The following is a 16,828-nucleotide window of genomic DNA, read 5'->3' on the forward strand; positions in this document are numbered from 1 at the left end:
ACCTTTCTTCCGGCTCCCCGGAGTCTTGGAATCTTATCCTGGGCCTTTTGCCCCGCACTGCGCTTATGGCGGCTAACTTGGTAAATATACACCAGGCACCTGTGATAAGCAACTTGCGGCGGCACAAGATTTCCCGCAGCCGGCATGGACCTCGGTCAGGAAAAAGCGGCTGGTTTCTTGATCCTGAGAGCCAGATAACCAAGGGGCAGGGCCAGGTAATTGGTGGCGCGCAGGAGGCGGATGCTCTTCTTGTCCGTCGCCCGATAGATCGCCGGATGTTCTCTCAGGACCCTGCGGTCAAAGGACCGGAGGCGGCTTATAGAGGCAAAGCGATTTCCCATGCTGATATAGATCTGAAACTCGTTCTCCAGAACCTGCGCGCAGCATCGCGCGATATAGGAGCGCCTGGCCTTGCTCATCTCCGGCAGGCCCTCATAGAAGTCCGCCAGGCTGTCGAAGACCCTCCGGTGCATGCGATGATTCCTCTGCATGCTCTTTAAGTTCATGGACTGGCCTCCCCTACCCAACCGGTAGCAGTAGACCTCACTCCGGTCATAATAGACATCCTCGGCCAGGGGAATGGGATAGGCGATGTACTCGGCATCCACATAGAAACAGTGTTCGTCCATCCGCTGCTTCATCCCCTGAAGGAGGCAGGTCTTGATGGTCATGGCATGCATCTTGATGACAAGGTCCACCCGGCCGCTGTCGAAGCTTATCCTGTGACCGTAATTCTCCTCCCGCTCGGTGGGGGCCTTTGAGGAGAGGAGTCGGTCCGTCCGGTCCTCGATGCAGCGATAGGGAGATGCGACGATGTCCGCCGGCTCTCTCTCCAGGAGGTCCAGGAGCCCCGGCAGGGCCTGGCTTAAGAGCCAGTCATCCCCATCTACAACCTTGAAGTAGCGCCCCCTGGCCCTCTCGATCCCGTAGTTAATCACCGAACCGTGGCCCCCGTTCTCCTTGTGGCAGAAGAAGAAGCTGTCCGGGTACTTCTCGCAGTATTTCAGGGCCAGGTCTCTTGTTCCGTCCCCGCCCCCGTCATCGACAATGAGGACCTCAAGCCGGTCCATGTCTTTCGGATCCGCCAGGCACAGGGAGGACAGACAGCGGTCAATATAAGCCTCGACATTGTAGGCCGGGACAAGAACGGTCAGTATTTTCATCGGCGTAATCCTCTCTGATAGACCAGCTTACGGAGCGTCTTTGGAACAAGGGTTATGAGGGCCGTTATCAGGACGGCCTTGACATAGGAGAGACCTGACAGGAGGCCCAGCTCTCTCTCTCTCCTGCGCAATTGCAGGTAGTGGAGGAAATAGGCCAGTCCTCCTCTGCGCTTGTAGGTGGAGTCCTCCACCCGCATCCGCACAAGCACCTCGGGCAGGTTGTAAAAGCGGTCTCCTGCGGCCAGCATGCGAAGCCAGAGGTCATAGTCCTCTAAGAGGGGGTCGTGGCGATATCCCCCGGCGGCCTCCACCCTCTCCCTGCGGAAGACAACCGTCATGTGATTGATTGGATTTCGAAACCTCCCATAGGAGAGGATTTCCTCCGCTGTCATCGGCATTTTCTTGATCCGCCCCTCCCCAGGGCGGTCCGTCTCAAACTCCTCGATCCAGGCTCCCAGGACAGCACACTCGGGATGTTCTGCCAGATAGGCCATCTGATGCGCAAAGCGATGGGGCAGGCAGATGTCATCCGTGTCCATCCGGGCAACCAGGTCATAGGAGCAGTGCTTGAGGCCGATCGCCAGGGCTCTTCCCAGGCCCACGTTCTTGGCCAGGGGCACATAGGAGATGGCCGGATACTTCCTGCAGAGTTCTGTCACCGCCGCAGACAGGCGGGCAGGCAGAGGGCCATCCCCCACCAGGATCAGCTCCTCCGGGGGGAGGGTCTGGTCCATGGCGCTGGCGATGGCCTCTTTCAGATACTGGGGTTTTTCCTGTCCGTAGACGGACATGAGAAGACTAAATTTCATCTACTTCTCCTCACCGGTCGGCAGTGCGTCCGCATCCTGCTCATTGGAAACGGCCTCTGCCGCCCTATCTTCCTGCTTTCCTTCATCCGTTCTCATCCCGAGCACATTGGCGTTGGTGGCTCCCTCTTCCAGTCCCTGGGTGGAGTCCTTCATGAAAATGATGCAGATCGTCATGAGAATCAGCTGTAAGTCTAGGATCAGCGACTGGCGCTGAACATAGATGATGTCCAGCTTGAGCTTGTCATAGGAAGTGGTATTGTAGCGGCCGTAGATCTGGGCATAGCCGGTCAGTCCCGCCTTCACGTGGGTTCGATAAGCGAATTCCGGAATACTGTCCTGGTACTCCCGAATGAGTTCCGGCCGCTCCGGGCGGGGGCCCACGATGCTCATGTCTCCCATAAAGATATTGAAGAGCTGGGGGAGTTCATCCAGACGGGTGGCCCGGATGAACTTACCGACGGGCGTTATCCGGTCATCGTGCTCGGCGGCCAGACGGGCCTTGCCGTCCTGCTCCGCATTCTGGATCATCGACCGGAATTTGAACATCTGAAATTCTCTCTCCCCTCTGGTACAGCGGACCTGCTTGTAGATTGCGGGACCGTGATCGTAGAGGCGGATCGCTATGGCAACCGCAAGCATGATCGGCGAGCTGATCAGGATGCCGATGGCGGACAGGCAGATATCGATCAGGCGCTTGACGAAGCGCTGGGGCAGCGACATGCCCAGGTTCCTGCAGAGATAGAGGGGGGTGTCCACCACATTGACCTCTGCGGAGTACTTGACCAGGATGTCGGAGATCTTGGGCGTGAAGTAGACCCTCTTGTCCAGGTCAAAGCAATACTTGAGGATCTTATTCTTGACTTCTGACGGAATGTCATTGATCAGGACCGCGTCATAGCGCTTAATCCGGGTGAATATCTCGGCCAGGTCCTCTGTGTAGGAGACGGAGTCCACAATATGGTACTTGTCATCTCTCAAGTTCATCTTGTGCGGCAGGGTGTTCCGGTACTTGCCGTAGATCTGCAGGATCTCAAAAGGGGGGAAGATAAGCCGGTAGAGGTCCGTGACAATGATGGTGTAGACCAGGAGCTCTGACAGGTTGACCAGCATGATGACCAGGTACTGGCCCAGAATATACTGGATGTACTGTACCTGTCCGACCACCAGGGTGGTGATGCCTAGGGCAACAAGGTTGGTCATGAACATGGCCACCGCCTGGCCGATCAGAAGAGCGGATTTGCGTCCTCGCCCGAAACCGAACCCGCCCAGGCCCATGATGAAGGAGAAACTCAAAAGCGCATAGATGCCTTCGATTAATAAGTTTCCCTTATTTAAGAATGCGATGGACTGAAGCATGTTCAGACGGACCCTCCAGAAGAAGGAAAAAGTCCAGGTAAACATGAGCACCATGAGCACATCAAAGAAAGCGCGATAGACGTACTTCCATGTCTGTCTGTTGATGCCTCGCACATTTTGCATAGCTAACCCCTCCGCTGCCTCAGACAGATCAAATCCGACGCTTACTCGCCGAACTCCTCTTGAACGCAGTCGAGGGCAGCCGCCAGATCCTTATCCATATCGTAATACTTGTACTGGCCCAGACGGCCGCCGAAGATCACATCTCCCTCCGCTGCCGCCTCTTTGGCGTACTTCTCATAGAGGGCATTGTTCCTGTCATTATTGACGGGGTAGTAGGGCTCGATTCCGGGCTTCCACTCGGTTGAGTACTCACGGGAAATGATGGTCTTGGGCTGCTTGCCGAACTCAAAGTGCTTGTGCTCAATGATTCGGGTGTAGGGCACTTCTCTCTGGGTGTAGTTGACTACGGCATTGCCCTGGTAATTCTCCATGTCGAGCGTCTCTGTCTCAAAGCGAACGCTCCGGTACTCCAAGGGGCCGAACTTGGAGTCGAAATACTCATCAATCTGTCCCGTGAAAAGGATCCTGTCATAGCTGACCTCGGAGCCGTCAGACAGTCTGGCGGTATAGGTCCCTGCAGCGTCCTTTGAAGCGGTCTTGCGCAGATCATAGAAGTCCTCTGAGGTCTTCACATCGATTCCCGCTAGCATCTTCTCGATGATCTGCGTATAACCGCCCATGGGAATGCCCTGAAAGCGGTCATTGAAGTAGTTATTGTCATAGATAAAGCGGAAGGGCAGACGCTTGATGATGAAGGCGGGCAGGTCCTTGCAGTCCCGTCCCCACTGCTTCTCGGTATAACCCTTGATCAGCTTCTCATAGACATCTCTGCCCGCAAGGGACAGGGCCTGTTCCTCCAGATTCTTGGGCTCTTTGATGTCCATCTGGGCGATCTGCTCCTCGATCTTGGCCTTGGCCTCCGCCGGCGTCTTAATATTCCACATCTTGGAGAAGGTATTCATGTTGAAGGGCAGGTTGTAGAGTTCATCCTTGTATACGGCAACCGGACTGTTGATGTAATTATTGAACTCGGCGAACTGATTGATGTAGTCCCAGATCTCCTTGTTGGACGTGTGGAAGATATGGGCCCCGTAGATGTGCACGTTGATCCCCTCTTCCTCCTTGGTGTAGATGTTTCCGGCAATATGGTCCCGCTTGTCGATCACAAGGCAGGTCTTATCTCTCTTCTTGGCCTCATAGGCGAAAGTCGCGCCGAAGAGTCCCGCTCCTACCACAAGATAATCATATTTCTTAACCATTGCATTCTCCTTATCTCACGTCTTTTGTCCCGGATCTCTGTTCCCCGGATCTCCCGGATTCCCTCCGGCAAGATGCCCCTATTATAGCACATCAGACCCTCTCTCCTGCAGAAAGCCCATCCCGGGAGAGGCTGCCCTGATCTTACTTGGATTCCTCCTCCCGGTCGGAAAAGCCTCCCGCGACCAGGCCAACCAGGGCGGCCAGCGCCTCCTTCTCATCCTCTCCGTCACAGATGATGTCAATGACATCTCCGAACTGCGCCCCGGCCCCCAGAATAGAGAGCATGCTCTTGGCATTGGACTGGATGTTGTCATCCAGGTGAAATTCAATATGGCACGGATAACGCATGGCAAGCTCGCAGAATTTGCCGGCCGGCCCGATCTTCATTCCCTCCGGGTTTACAATTTCGACTGTCTGATGAACCATCGCTTATAACCTCTTGTATCTCTTTGCCAACTCCCCAAAAGTCCGTCCCTGTCCTACTGCTTGCTGATCACCAGCTTGGTCGTGAGGGCCGGCACCAGGATATCCTCTTTCAGATTCAGCTTGACGCTGACAATATGACTTCCCTCGGAGAGTCCGCTGGCATCGACGCTTCCCGTGATATTCTCGGCGCTCAGACCGTTAATCTCGGACTCGCTTCCTGTGACGGCGACCGTGACAGAGTCTCCGCCAAATCTCCCCTGAAATCGGCCGGACAGGTTCCGAATGATCAGATTGGCGGTCGGAACCTGGAGTTGCCTGGTCACCTGCCCCTCCAGCGTTACGATGACGGACACCTTGCTCTGGTTGGGGTCCGCCGGTTTGATGCCGCTTGGCAGGTAGGACGTGATGTCCACGGAAATTTCACCGGTCGCTGTGATCTTGGACAGATCGACGGCAGAGGCGGGGATCGTGATCCCGGTCAGCTTATTCAGATCGGCCGCATTGCCCATAACCTGAATGCTCTCGGGCGCCGCCGTGACACTGACCAGCTTGAGCCCGTTGGCAGGACTGCCTGAATATTTCACCGTGATCGGAACCGCCTTGGTCGCAAAGACTTCAGCGCTCACGTCCACAGAGCGGACGGATGTCGTCAGGTTGGTTGTGTCGACGGCCTCTCCGTCGCTGTTTAAGTACCTGAGCGCGACGTTTTTCGTGACCATCTTATTGGCCTTGCTGACATCCAGACCGGCCTCAACAGAGGCGATGGAAGAGACGATGTCCTCCGGTCCGCTGACGGTCACGACGCCGGGCTCCGACTTGATCTCACCTAAAGCGTAGCCATCGGCCGGAGTTCCCACGGTTTTGGCCTCGATCGTAAACTGGGCCGTCTTGGCGCTGGTCACCTTGACGTCGACATAGTAGTTCTTGGCTCCGACAGCAACCTGATTGGCATAGCGATTGACCGTTATCTCAACCGGGACCTGGCTGTTGTTCTCAATGCGGGACAGGTCTGCCGTCGCCGTGAAATCAGCGCTGGAGAGCCGGTCGATGACAGAGCGCTTGGCAGATACCCGCACGCTGATTGTGTCGGAATTCTTCAATACCGTGTAGTACTTGCCGGCCGCCGTCAGAGACGCCTCATTCTGCATGGTCACAGGCACGGAGAAGGATTTATACTGAATCGGATCGCTGACACTTGTGACCATCCACCAGAGGAGGATGGAGAAGAGGAGGGCCAGCAGCTTGATGACGATATTCTTCAGAAAGAGGTCTTTCAGTTTATTGACCATGATCTGCCTCCTTCTTATGGGATTTCACCGGCCTCATGCGGCTTGTGTCTCCCCCGGCCGCCCTGGCCAGGTCTACCGGCGCTCGATCCGGCTCCCTCTCTGTCCCCGCCGGATCCTGCAGGGCCTGCATGCGGGCCAGTTCCTCCTGCAGCTGGTCCGGAGTCAGATTTCGCTTGAGCTGACCGGACCTCGCCACGGAAACGGCCCCCGTCTCCTCAGAGACAATGATGACCAGGCCGTCACAGACCTCGGACATGCCGATCCCCGCCCTGTGTCGGGTGCCCAGGTCCTTGGAGAAATCCATATTCTCAGACAGGGGCAGATAGCAGGTCGCCGCCACGATGCGGTCGCCGCGGATAATCACAGCCCCGTCATGCAGGGGGGTATTCTTCTCGAAGATATTGATCAGGAGCTGACTTGTGACAAGGGCGTCCAGATCAATTCCCGTCCGGATATACTCCGTCAGCCGCACATCTCCCTCGATGACAATCAGAGCTCCCGTCTTGACGGCTCCCATGGCAAAGGATGCCTTGGTCAAGTCCGTAATCAGCTTATCTCCAAAGCGCTTGGGATTGGCCTTCGTAATTCGAAGGGCCTCTAAGACTCTGCGCAGGTCATTCCTTCCCAGGGTCTCCAGAGCCCGACGCAGCTCCGGCTGGAAGACAACCACCAGGGCGATCACGCTGGCATTGATCAGGCGCTCGCCCAGCCAGAGAATGGTGTTCATCTGCAGGATGGCAGCCAGAAGAAAGAATATGACAATGACAATCAAGCCTCGAAAAAGCATCCAGGCTCTGGTGTTCTTGATCCAGATCAACAACTTATATAGAAAGAGAGCGATCAGGAGGATCTCGATCACATCCGTCACATTGACGCCGGGCAGGCCGGTGCCAAAATACTCGGTTAATCTCCCGTAAATACTGTCCAGGATCCGACTCATTGCTCGGCCTCCTCCTCATCCGGTCCTTGGGTGATACGCTTGATTTGCTTCTTCTCCTCCGCCAGGCGGATCTTCGGCACCGCAGTGACGTAATAGAAATACTCGTCATCCTCGAAGTTGACTCTCTCCACCCGGCTGTAATCCAGATTCTTGATAAATACGCTGAGCACCATGCCCAGGGCGAAGAGAATGACATTGACGACACAGAGGCTGATAATGCGTCCCTTATTGCCGGTCAGAAGGTATCCCACCATCATGATCAGAAATTCTGTCAGAATCCCGCTTGCCACCGCCAAACGCCAGCTCTGGTGCACCGCCCGCTCCCTGACCGTGTAAGTGACCATGAACATGAGCATGAGCGCCGCCATATAGAAGTAGAAGAGGTTGTTGCTGAACATATTGCTCATCAGAAGCCCCGGGATCTGCCCCCCCTTGCCGCCCTCCATGAGGAGTGAGGAATTCCTTCTGACAACCAGGAAGAAATAGGACAGGATACCCCCGCTGACAATGCCGGTCACCTCCTGGATGCCCCCGGTCAGGGCCGAGATCATGGGCAGGGCATAGGGGATCTGCAGGGGATAGGTCAGGGGCAGGAGAACAATGTTATGGATGTGCTTGGCCCCATAGAAGTTCGTGATAAAGAAGGCGACCAGAAACAGGCCGAGCCCCACCAGGCCGACCTGGGTCGACAGGGCAAAGAGTTCCAGGAGCAGTAGCCCCATAATGACAAGGGAGCTTGCGCTCAAGGGGATCAGGGCACAGAAGATGGTGAGCCCGATGATGATGAGCGGCGATCCGAAGTAGGGCAGATAACCGAAATAACTGTTGATGACCAGAAGGCTGGCCAGGGTAAGAGCCCCGCGCATGAGGCGAATGGCCCCCCACTCGTGCCGGCTGATCAGACTGTTGATGCGGGATTCCAATTGAATTAACGGTTTCATTCTTCCTCCCTCTGATAAATCTCTGCCAGACCCTCAAGCTGGTCCTTGAAATAGGCCAGCTTCTCCATGCCCTCGTTGTAGTGCTTTCTGGCCCTCTGTCCCACATTGCGCAGGTAGAAGTAGAGGAATACCAGGTAGACCAGAAGTCCCAGAATCACCATGAGAATCAGAGCCGTGGAATTGACTCTGGAGATCACAAAGACCAGAAGAAGCGCAATGCAGACGCCATAAGCGATGGCATAGAAAAGAGTCCCCGCGATCAAAGCCAGGAGGATTTTCGTGTGGACGTAATCATCTCTTGTGTATGCCTGTGTTCGGGCGTATTCCCGCAGTTCGTTTTTCTCGAACATCGCCAGCTTGGTCATATAGCTGACCCGATCGACATTGAGCATAGAATGCCCCTTTCATTTCTTTTCATAACAAACCCAGTCTTCTGCGATTATATCATACGAACGCCTCAAGCATCGCCCCGGCCGATACAAATCGTCAGAAGATAGACCGCCTCCGCCCCGCCGTCGAGCAGGACCCGGCTTGCGGCGTCACAGGTGCTTCCGGTCGTGTAAATGTCATCTACCAGGAGGATGCGGCGACCTCTCACCGCAGCCCCCATCCCGGACAGGGCGAAAGCGCCTTCCAGATTGGCCCGCCTCTTCTCCCGGGTCAGGGTCTTCTGCGGAGCTGTGTTTCTGGTTCGGATCAATAAATGAGAGGCCTGGGGGATTCCTGTCATCTCAGACAGGCCCCCTCCCCAGACAGCCGCCTGATTGTAACCCCTCTTTCTCTCCCTGGCCGCGTGCATGGGCACGGGAATGATCAGCTGAACCCCGCTTCCGGCCAGCCAGCCATCTCCGGCCGTCTTTTGCGCCGGGCGCATCCGCTCCGGTGCATACCGCCGGATCGCCTCCGCGGCAAAAGACCTGCGGTAGGCCAATCTCCGGGAATATTTAAACCGATACATTGCCTCCTTCATGGGGCCCTGGTAGACAAAGAGGGATTTTCCCTGGACAAAATTGTGCTCTTCTCTCCTGCAGTCAGAGCAGCGGTCCAGGCTCTCGTCTTCGATGGGTTTCCCGCAGATCTTGCAGCAGGGCTCTGCCGCCGGGATGATCTGCGCAAGACAAGAGGCGCAGAAACCCCTTGTTCTCTCCTCCGTAAGAAGGATCCTGTCGCAACCGGGACAGCGGGGCGGATAGATGATGGATCTCCATTCCATAATGATGTTCTCACATCTCTCTTTTCACCTATGATTTTAGCATTCCCGGTCCGAAGAAACTATTAAGTTTTTCGAAATCAGGACAGCAAATCCCCCGCCCTCTCCCGGATCCGCTGACAGAGGCCTGCATACCGGCGGGCCTGAGTGTTATTGTCACACATCTGCCGAAAGACTTCTTCCTTGCCGACTAAGGTGACGCAGGACTTGGCGCGGGTCACTGCCGTGTAGATCAGGTTCCGATTCAAAAGCATGCGGGGGCCGTCCAGGAGAGGAATGACAACCGCCGGATACTCTGACCCCTGGGACTTGTGAATCGTGATGGCGTAGGCCAACTCCAGTTCGTCCAGCTGTTTGAAGGGATAGGTCACGAGCCGGTCCTCATCGTAGCGGACGGTCAGGCTTTGGCTGAAGTGATCGACCTCTTCAATGATCCCGGTGTCCCCGTTGAAAACCCCCGTCCCCTTGTCAATGGCCAGGCCATAGGCGCTTCTGACCTCCCACTCCAGCTGGTAGTTGTTCTTAATCTGCATGACCTTATCCCCCTCACGGAAGATCCTCTCTCCGCTGCGGCACTCCCGGCTCTCCTCTCCCTCGGGGTTCAGGTATCTCTGCAGGATCTCATTCAATCGCTCTACGCCCAGAAGGCCTTTCCTGGTTGGGGTTAAGACCTGAATATCGAAACTCTCTGTCCCCACATAGGCCGGAAGCTTGTCTCGCACCAGCTGCAGGATCACGCTGATGATATGGTCTGCATCCGCCCGCTTCAAGAAGAAGAAATCCCTGCTCTTGTTGTCCAGGATCACCGGCTCTCCCCTCTTGATCTTGTGCGCATTGACAACGATGTCGCTGGCCTCTGCCTGGCGAAAGATCCTGTCCAGCTGGACCAGCGGAAATGCCCCCGAGTCAACCAGGTCCCGCAGGACATTGCCCGGCCCCACGCTGGGCAGTTGGTTGGTGTCTCCGACCAGGACCAGACGGGTCCGGTCGGCAAGCGCCCTTAAGAGAGCATACATGAGGGGGAGATCCACCATGGACATCTCATCAATGATGATGACCTCCGCCTCCAGCGGGTTGAACTGGTTGCGCTCAAATCGATTCGGAGACACCCCATCCTCTCCGATTTCTCCGCCGACTTCCAGAAGGCGATGGATGGTCTTGGCCTGGCAGCCCGTCGCCTCTGTCATGCGCTTTGCCGCCCGCCCGGTGGGCGCGGCCAGTTGGACATTAAACCCCTGGTCCAGGAAGTATTTCAGCATCACCCGGATCGTTGTGGTTTTGCCGGTTCCGGGTCCTCCGGTCATCAGACAGACCCCGTGCCGAATTGCCGTGGTGACCGCCTCTTTCTGCTGAGGGTCCAGCTTCATTTGCTCCTTCTTCTCTGCCCCGGCGATGATAGCATCTACCTGCTCATCCTCCACGAGATAATTCCGGTTCAGGGCCAGCATCATGCCTGCAGTCTCTTCCTCCATGTGATAGAATCGCTCGGCGTAGACCTGCGGGTCCTCCCGGCCTCGAATCACAATCTTCTTCTCCATGACCATATTCATGAGGTTGGATTCGATGTCCTCGGATGTCAGGCCCAGCAGCTGGGCCGTATTCCGCAGAAGGATGCTCATGGGAAGATAGGTATGGCCGGACTGGGCCGCCCCGTTCAGCACATAGAGCACGCCGCAGCGGATTCGATACTCCGAGCTTGCGCTGATTCCGAGCTTGGACGCGATCTCATCGGCGATCTTAAATCCGACACCGCTGATATCTTCTGCGATCCGGTAGGGGTTATTGGCGATAATGCTGTAGACTTCCGCCCCATACTGCCTGTACACTTTCATGGCCAGATTGGAGTGGATTCCATACCGATCCAGAAACACCATCGCCTCGCGGGTATCCCGCTTCTCCATGACCTGCTCGCAGATATCCATGGCCATTTTCCTGGAGATTCCCTTGATCTCGGCCAGGCGGTCCGGCTCCTCCTCCATCACCCGAAAGCTGTCTTGCTTGAATTTCTTTACTATGCGAGATGCGAGCTTGGGACCGACCCCCTTGATCGCTCCGCTGCCCAGGTAGCGTTCCATGGCTACAGCGTCCTCGGGCGGGCGGATCTCATAGGAGACCGCCTTGAACTGCTGCCCGTAAGAGGCGTGAGTGACATATTCTCCCTGCAGAACCAGGTTCTCCCCCTCGCTGATCCCGGGAAACACTCCTACGACTACTTCTTCTGTATCTCCCGCCACGATGGACATCACTGTATAGGCATTCTCTGCGTTGTGATAGATAATATGCCCTACATATCCGCTTATTTCCATGTCTGCTCCTCTTCGCCGGCAGAAAGGCCCCCCTTCTCTTACGCGGGGCAAGAAAAATCCCACGCTCAGTCCCGCTTATGGAGCGGACATCTGCGTGGGACTCCTTATAGGATCACTTTGTCGGATCGCGCGATCAATCTGCCGTCACCCTGTCGCCGCTCAGAAGCTCCACGTACTTACCTGTACCGATCGCGACGCAGGTCATGGGCTCCTCGGCAGTCATCGCATTGATGCCGGTGCGCTCTTCCATCAGTTGCTCCAAGCCGCGAAGCAGGGCCCCTCCTCCGGTCAGGATGATTCCCCGGTCTGCGACATCAGCCGCCAATTCCGGCGGCGTCTTCTCCAGGACGGAGTGCACAGACTCCACAATCTGCACCGTCGGCTCATGCAGGGCCTCCTCCGTCTCCTCGGATGAGACCGTAATGGTCTTGGGAAGACCGGTCACCAGATTCCGTCCGCGGACGTCCATGGTCTCTGTCTCAGCCAGAGGATAGCAACTTCCGATTTTGATCTTGATATCCTCTGCCGTTCGCTCTCCGATCAGGAGATTGTGCTTCTTGCGCATGTAGCGCACCAGAGCCTCGTCGAAATTATCGCCGGCGATCTTGGTGGATGTGCTGACCACAGACCCCCCAAGAGAGATCACCGCAATATCCGTGGTGCCGCCTCCGATATCAACAATCATATTCCCGCAGGGCTTGGAGATATCAATCCCCGCGCCGATGGCAGCTGCAATGGGCTCCTCAATGATAGCCACCTCTCTGGCCCCGGCCGCATAAGTCGCGTCCTCAACCGCCCTCTTCTCAACTTCCGTCACACCCGAGGGAACACAGACCGAGATCCTGGGCTTGCGGTAAGTTCTCCTCCCGATGGCCTTCTGGACGAAATACTTGATCATCTTTTCCGTGACTGTATAATCGGCAATGACTCCCTGGCGCAGGGGACGAACGGCCACAATATTTCCGGGCGTGCGCCCGATCATAAGACGGGCCTCTTCGCCGATCGCCTTGATCTTATTGGTGTCGCGGTCAAATGCGACCACCGAGGGCTCCTTGAGCACAACCCCCTTGCCCTTGACATATACAAGAATACTGGCCGTACCAAGGTCAATTCCGATATCCGTTGAATGCATGCTGACTCCTTCCCCATTCTTCTATCGACAGGCCGAGAAAAGCGCTCCGAAAGTGTCGCGGATCCGGCCGTTTGCTTCATTCTTCTCTCATCCGCGCCAAACGGGCGGATTACTTAAATATTATAGCGAATCATCTGCGTATTTCAATCAAGGCCCGGGCCGCTTCGGCATATTTCTGCGGGCCGGGTCCGATCTGTCCCCCCGGATATGCAAAAAACCTCGGACCGGACGGGTCCGAGGCAAACGAACAAAAAGTTCACATCTCTCATGTGCACTTGTGCAAAAACAACCCTGTCCTTCAAGTCCGCTTCATCGGGTCAGTTCACGGGCCTCCTGACAGGCCTTGCGAATTCCGTCCCAATCCCCGGCCTGAACCATGTCCTTCTTGCAGACCCAGGTTCCGCCAACTGCGATAATCTTATCGAAAGCCAGGTAATCCTTGACATTCTGCGGATTTACACCGCCGGTCGGCATGAACTTCACCTGAGGGAAGACAGAGGCGAGCGCCTTGATCGTCTTTAAGCCGCCATAAGCCTCTGCAGGGAAGAACTTGACCATGGGGAGGTTGTAGCGGAGGGCGTGTGTGATGTCCGTGGGCGTGCAGGTCCCGGGGCAGTAGGCAACACCATGGCCGAGAGCGTACTGGGCAACCTCGTCAGAGAAAGAGGGGGACACGATAAACTGTGCACCCGCCTTAACCGCTTCTGCGCACTGGTCTCTATCCAGAACCGTGCCGGCTCCGACGGTCACTCCCGGAAGCTCCTCAGCAATTCTGGCAATGGACTCGGCAGCCGCTTCCGTGCGGAAGGTGACCTCCGCCATGGGAAGTCCCCCTGCCTCCAGAGCTTTAGCCAGAGGAAGGGCGTCCTCCGCCCGGTCAATGACAACAACAGGGCAGACTTTGATGTCTGCCAGCTCCCGCATGAACTCTTCCTGATTCATTCTTGCCTCCTCATAAGAACTGCTTCCTGAATATTCTGAATGGTCCAATCGTAGCATCCCACATACGGAGATGCGATCCGCAAACTTGCTTATTTATTTGCAAATATTGCGCAGGTGGGGCTTTCTTGCTCCATCACCCCTGAAGATAGGGGGCCAGGTATTGTCCGGTATAACTGCCCTTGACATGGACGATCTCCTCCGGCGTCCCTTGGGCGATGACCCTGCCGCCTCCGTCTCCGCCCTCAGGCCCCAAATCGATGATGTAGTCCGCGCACTTGATCACATCCAGATTGTGCTCAATGACAAGAACCGTATTGCCGCCTTCGGTGAGCTGACGCATGATTTTGACCAGCTTATTGACATCCTCAAAATGCAGGCCGGTCGTCGGCTCATCCAGCACATAGATGGTCCTGCCCGTACTCCGCTTGGACAGCTCCGTTGCGAGCTTGATCCTCTGAGCCTCTCCTCCGGACAGTTCCGTGGAGGGCTGGCCCAGGCGCAAATAGCCGAGGCCGACATCATAGAGGGTCTGGATCTTCCTGCGAATGCTGGGGACATTGGCAAAGAAGCTAAGCGCCTCCTCCACCGTCATATCAAGCACATCATAGATGCTCTTGCCCTTGTACTTGACCTCCAGGGTCTCCCGGTTATAGCGCTTGCCGCCGCAGACCTCACAGGGCACATAGACGTCCGGCAGGAAGTGCATCTCGATCTTGATGATTCCGTCCCCGGAGCAGGCCTCGCACCTGCCTCCCTTGACATTGAAGGAGAAGCGTCCCTTCTTATAGCCCCGGGCCTTGGCATCCGCCGTTCCCGCGAAGAGGTCCCGGATCATATCGAAGACCCCCGTATAAGTGGCAGGATTGGACCGGGGCGTCCGGCCGATGGGTGACTGGTTGATATCGATGATCTTGTCCAGCTGTTCCGCTCCCTCGATCTTCCCGTACTTGCCCGGGACCAGGCGGGCCCGGTTGAGCTTCTTGGCCAGTGCCTTGTATAGGATCTCATTGACCAGGGAGGACTTGCCGGAGCCAGAGACTCCGGTCACAACCGTCATAATCCCCAGGGGAATCTCCACATTGATATTCTTTAAATTATGCTCGGCCGCCCTCTTGATTCTGAGCTTTCCGCTGGGCTTCTTGCGCTCATCCGGGAGCTCGATCCTCCGCCGTCCGGCCAGATAGTCCCCGGTGATCGACTCCGGCGCCCTCATAATATCCTCGACGCTGCCGGCAGCCACAAGACTTCCCCCGTGCTCCCCGGCTCCCGGGCCGATGTCCACCAAAAAATCCGCCTGCCGCATCGTATCCTCGTCGTGCTCCACGACAATCAGGGTATTCCCCAGGTCCCGCAGCCCGCGCAGGGAGGCCAGGAGCTTGTCATTGTCCCTCTGGTGCAGACCGATGGAGGGCTCGTCCAGGATATAGGCGACTCCCACCAGGCCGGATCCGATCTGGGTAGCCAGGCGAATCCGCTGAGCCTCTCCTCCGGACAGGGTGGCCGTCGCCCTGCCCAGGGACAGATAGTCCAGACCGACATCGTTGAGGAAGCCCACCCGGCCGCGGATTTCCCTCAGGATCACATCGCCGATCTTATGCTGCTGGGCGGTCAGCTGACCATCGATTCCCCCCAGGAAGGCCGCCAGATCGCGCACCGGCAGATTGGTCATCTCATAGATGTCCTTGCCGGCCACGGTGACCGCCAGAGCCTCTTGCTTGAGCCGCCGCCCGTGACAGACCGGGCAGTCGCTAAAGCGCATGTAAGTCTCGTACTCCGCCTTCATGCTGTCGGATGCGGTCTCCCGGTAGCGACGGTTCATATTGGCAATGAGGCCCTCGAAGCGGATGTCGTAATCACCCTCGCCCCGCATCCCCTTGTAGTGCACGCTCACACTCTTTGGGAAGCCCTTGATGAACATATCCCGGATCTTCTTGGGCAACTTCTCATAGGGGGTGTCGAGGGAGAAGTGATAGTCCCTGGACAGGGCCTTTAGAATGGCATTGGTAAAGGACTTGCCGTCGTTGGCCGACTGCCATCCCGTGGCCTGCACACAGCCCTCATTGAAGGAGAGGCTCTTGTCCGGAATCATCAGGTCCTCATCAAACTCCATCTTGTAACCCAGGCCGAAGCACTCCGGACAGGCGCCGAAGGGATTGTTGAAGGAGAAGGTTCTTGGTTCTATCTCATCGATGGAAATCCCGCAGTAGGGGCAGGAGTAGGACTCGCTGAAGCGAATCGGGTCTCCCCCGATCACATCGACGATCATGAGGCCGTTTGCCAGCTTCAAGACATTTTCAATAGAATCGGTCAGGCGCTTCTCAATCCCCTCTCTGACCACCAGCCGGTCCACTACAATCTCGATATTGTGCTTGATATTCTTCTCTAACGGGATCTCCTCAGACAGGTCATAGGGGTTTCCATCGACGATGACACGGACATAGCCGGACTTCCGGGCCGAGTGAAAGAGCTTCTCATGCATGCCCTTGCGGCCGCGCACCACCGGAGCCAGAAGCTGAATCCGCGTGCGCTCGGGCAGGGTCAGGATCTGGTCCACCATCTGGTCCACAGTCTGCCTGTGGATTTCCCGGCCGCAGTTGGGGCAGTGGGGAATGCCCGCCCTTGCATAGAGCAGGCGGAAGTAATCATAGATTTCCGTCACCGTTCCCACCGTAGACCGGGGATTGTGACTGGTCGACTTCTGGTCGATGGAAATGGTCGGGGGCAGGCCCTCGATCTTCTCCACATCGGGCTTTTCCATCTGTCCCAGAAACTGTCTTGCGTAAGAGGAGAGGGACTGCATGTACCTCCTCTGCCCCTCAGCGAAGATGGTGTCAAATGCCAGAGAGGATTTTCCCGATCCCGACAGGCCGGTCAGAACGACAAAGGCATCTCTTGGAATTTCCAGGCTCACATTCTTCAGATTGTGCTCGTTGGCGCCTCGGATCTTAATGTACTTTCGATTCTTCTTGTAGGCCATATTTCCCTCACTCA

The 16,828-nt window shown here is 56.4% G+C and carries 14 protein-coding genes; all 14 read right to left on the reverse strand.

The features are described from left to right. Positions 1-155 precede the first annotated feature (155 nt). Entirely contained in the window at positions 156-1,163 is a 1,008-nt protein-coding gene (locus ACO5R6_RS01010; RefSeq protein ID WP_485625315.1) for a glycosyltransferase family 2 protein, read from the reverse strand. Continuing rightward, a complete protein-coding gene (locus ACO5R6_RS01015) occupies positions 1,160-1,972 on the reverse strand; it encodes a glycosyltransferase (RefSeq protein WP_485625316.1) in 813 nt (270 codons plus the stop codon). Before ACO5R6_RS01015 ends, ACO5R6_RS01010 begins: the two co-directional genes overlap by 4 nt. After that, positions 1,973-3,451 (reverse strand): sugar transferase, encoded by a 1,479-nt coding sequence (locus tag ACO5R6_RS01020; protein ID WP_485625317.1) that lies wholly within the window; start codon positions 3,449-3,451, stop codon positions 1,973-1,975. It abuts the gene before it with no gap. A gap of 41 nt (positions 3,452-3,492) precedes the next feature. Beyond that, positions 3,493-4,650, reverse strand: coding sequence for a UDP-galactopyranose mutase (gene glf, locus ACO5R6_RS01025; RefSeq protein ID WP_485625318.1), 1,158 nt, complete (start codon positions 4,648-4,650; stop codon positions 3,493-3,495). A gap of 142 nt (positions 4,651-4,792) precedes the next feature. Beyond that, entirely contained in the window at positions 4,793-5,077 is a 285-nt protein-coding gene (locus ACO5R6_RS01030; RefSeq protein ID WP_485625319.1) for an HPr family phosphocarrier protein, read from the reverse strand. 53 nt (positions 5,078-5,130) lie between these two features. Then, positions 5,131-6,366 (reverse strand): CdaR family protein, encoded by a 1,236-nt coding sequence (locus ACO5R6_RS01035; protein WP_485625320.1) that lies wholly within the window; start codon positions 6,364-6,366, stop codon positions 5,131-5,133. After that, complete coding sequence (gene cdaA / locus ACO5R6_RS01040; protein ID WP_485625321.1) at positions 6,356-7,306, reverse strand: diadenylate cyclase CdaA; 951 nt, start codon at positions 7,304-7,306, stop codon at positions 6,356-6,358. Before cdaA ends, ACO5R6_RS01035 begins: the two co-directional genes overlap by 11 nt. Beyond that, the gene (locus tag ACO5R6_RS01045; protein WP_485625322.1) at positions 7,303-8,247 is read right to left on the reverse strand and encodes a hypothetical protein; all 945 of its coding nucleotides are present in this window, start codon (positions 8,245-8,247) and stop codon (positions 7,303-7,305) included. The genes cdaA and ACO5R6_RS01045 overlap by 4 nt, the downstream gene beginning before the upstream one ends. Then, positions 8,244-8,639: a hypothetical protein gene (locus ACO5R6_RS01050; RefSeq protein WP_485625323.1), complete on the reverse strand. Its 396-nt coding sequence runs from the start codon at positions 8,637-8,639 to the stop codon at positions 8,244-8,246. The genes ACO5R6_RS01045 and ACO5R6_RS01050 overlap by 4 nt, the downstream gene beginning before the upstream one ends. A gap of 65 nt (positions 8,640-8,704) precedes the next feature. Beyond that, positions 8,705-9,460, reverse strand: coding sequence for a ComFC family protein (locus ACO5R6_RS01055; protein ID WP_485625324.1), 756 nt, complete (start codon positions 9,458-9,460; stop codon positions 8,705-8,707). Between the two features lie 77 nt (positions 9,461-9,537). Continuing rightward, positions 9,538-11,763: an SF1B family DNA helicase RecD2 gene (recD2, locus tag ACO5R6_RS01060; RefSeq protein WP_485625325.1), complete on the reverse strand. Its 2,226-nt coding sequence runs from the start codon at positions 11,761-11,763 to the stop codon at positions 9,538-9,540. 133 nt (positions 11,764-11,896) lie between these two features. Further along, entirely contained in the window at positions 11,897-12,895 is a 999-nt protein-coding gene (gene mreB, locus ACO5R6_RS01065; protein WP_485625326.1) for a rod shape-determining protein MreB, read from the reverse strand. Between the two features lie 309 nt (positions 12,896-13,204). After that, the gene (gene eda / locus ACO5R6_RS01070; protein ID WP_485625327.1) at positions 13,205-13,837 is read right to left on the reverse strand and encodes a bifunctional 4-hydroxy-2-oxoglutarate aldolase/2-dehydro-3-deoxy-phosphogluconate aldolase; all 633 of its coding nucleotides are present in this window, start codon (positions 13,835-13,837) and stop codon (positions 13,205-13,207) included. Between the two features lie 133 nt (positions 13,838-13,970). Further along, on the reverse strand, positions 13,971-16,814 hold the full coding sequence (gene uvrA, locus ACO5R6_RS01075; RefSeq protein ID WP_485625328.1) for an excinuclease ABC subunit UvrA: 2,844 nt from the start codon (positions 16,812-16,814) through the stop codon (positions 13,971-13,973). Between the last annotated feature and the right edge of the window lie 14 nt (positions 16,815-16,828).

This window comes from Shuttleworthella sp., from assembly GCF_057251025.1.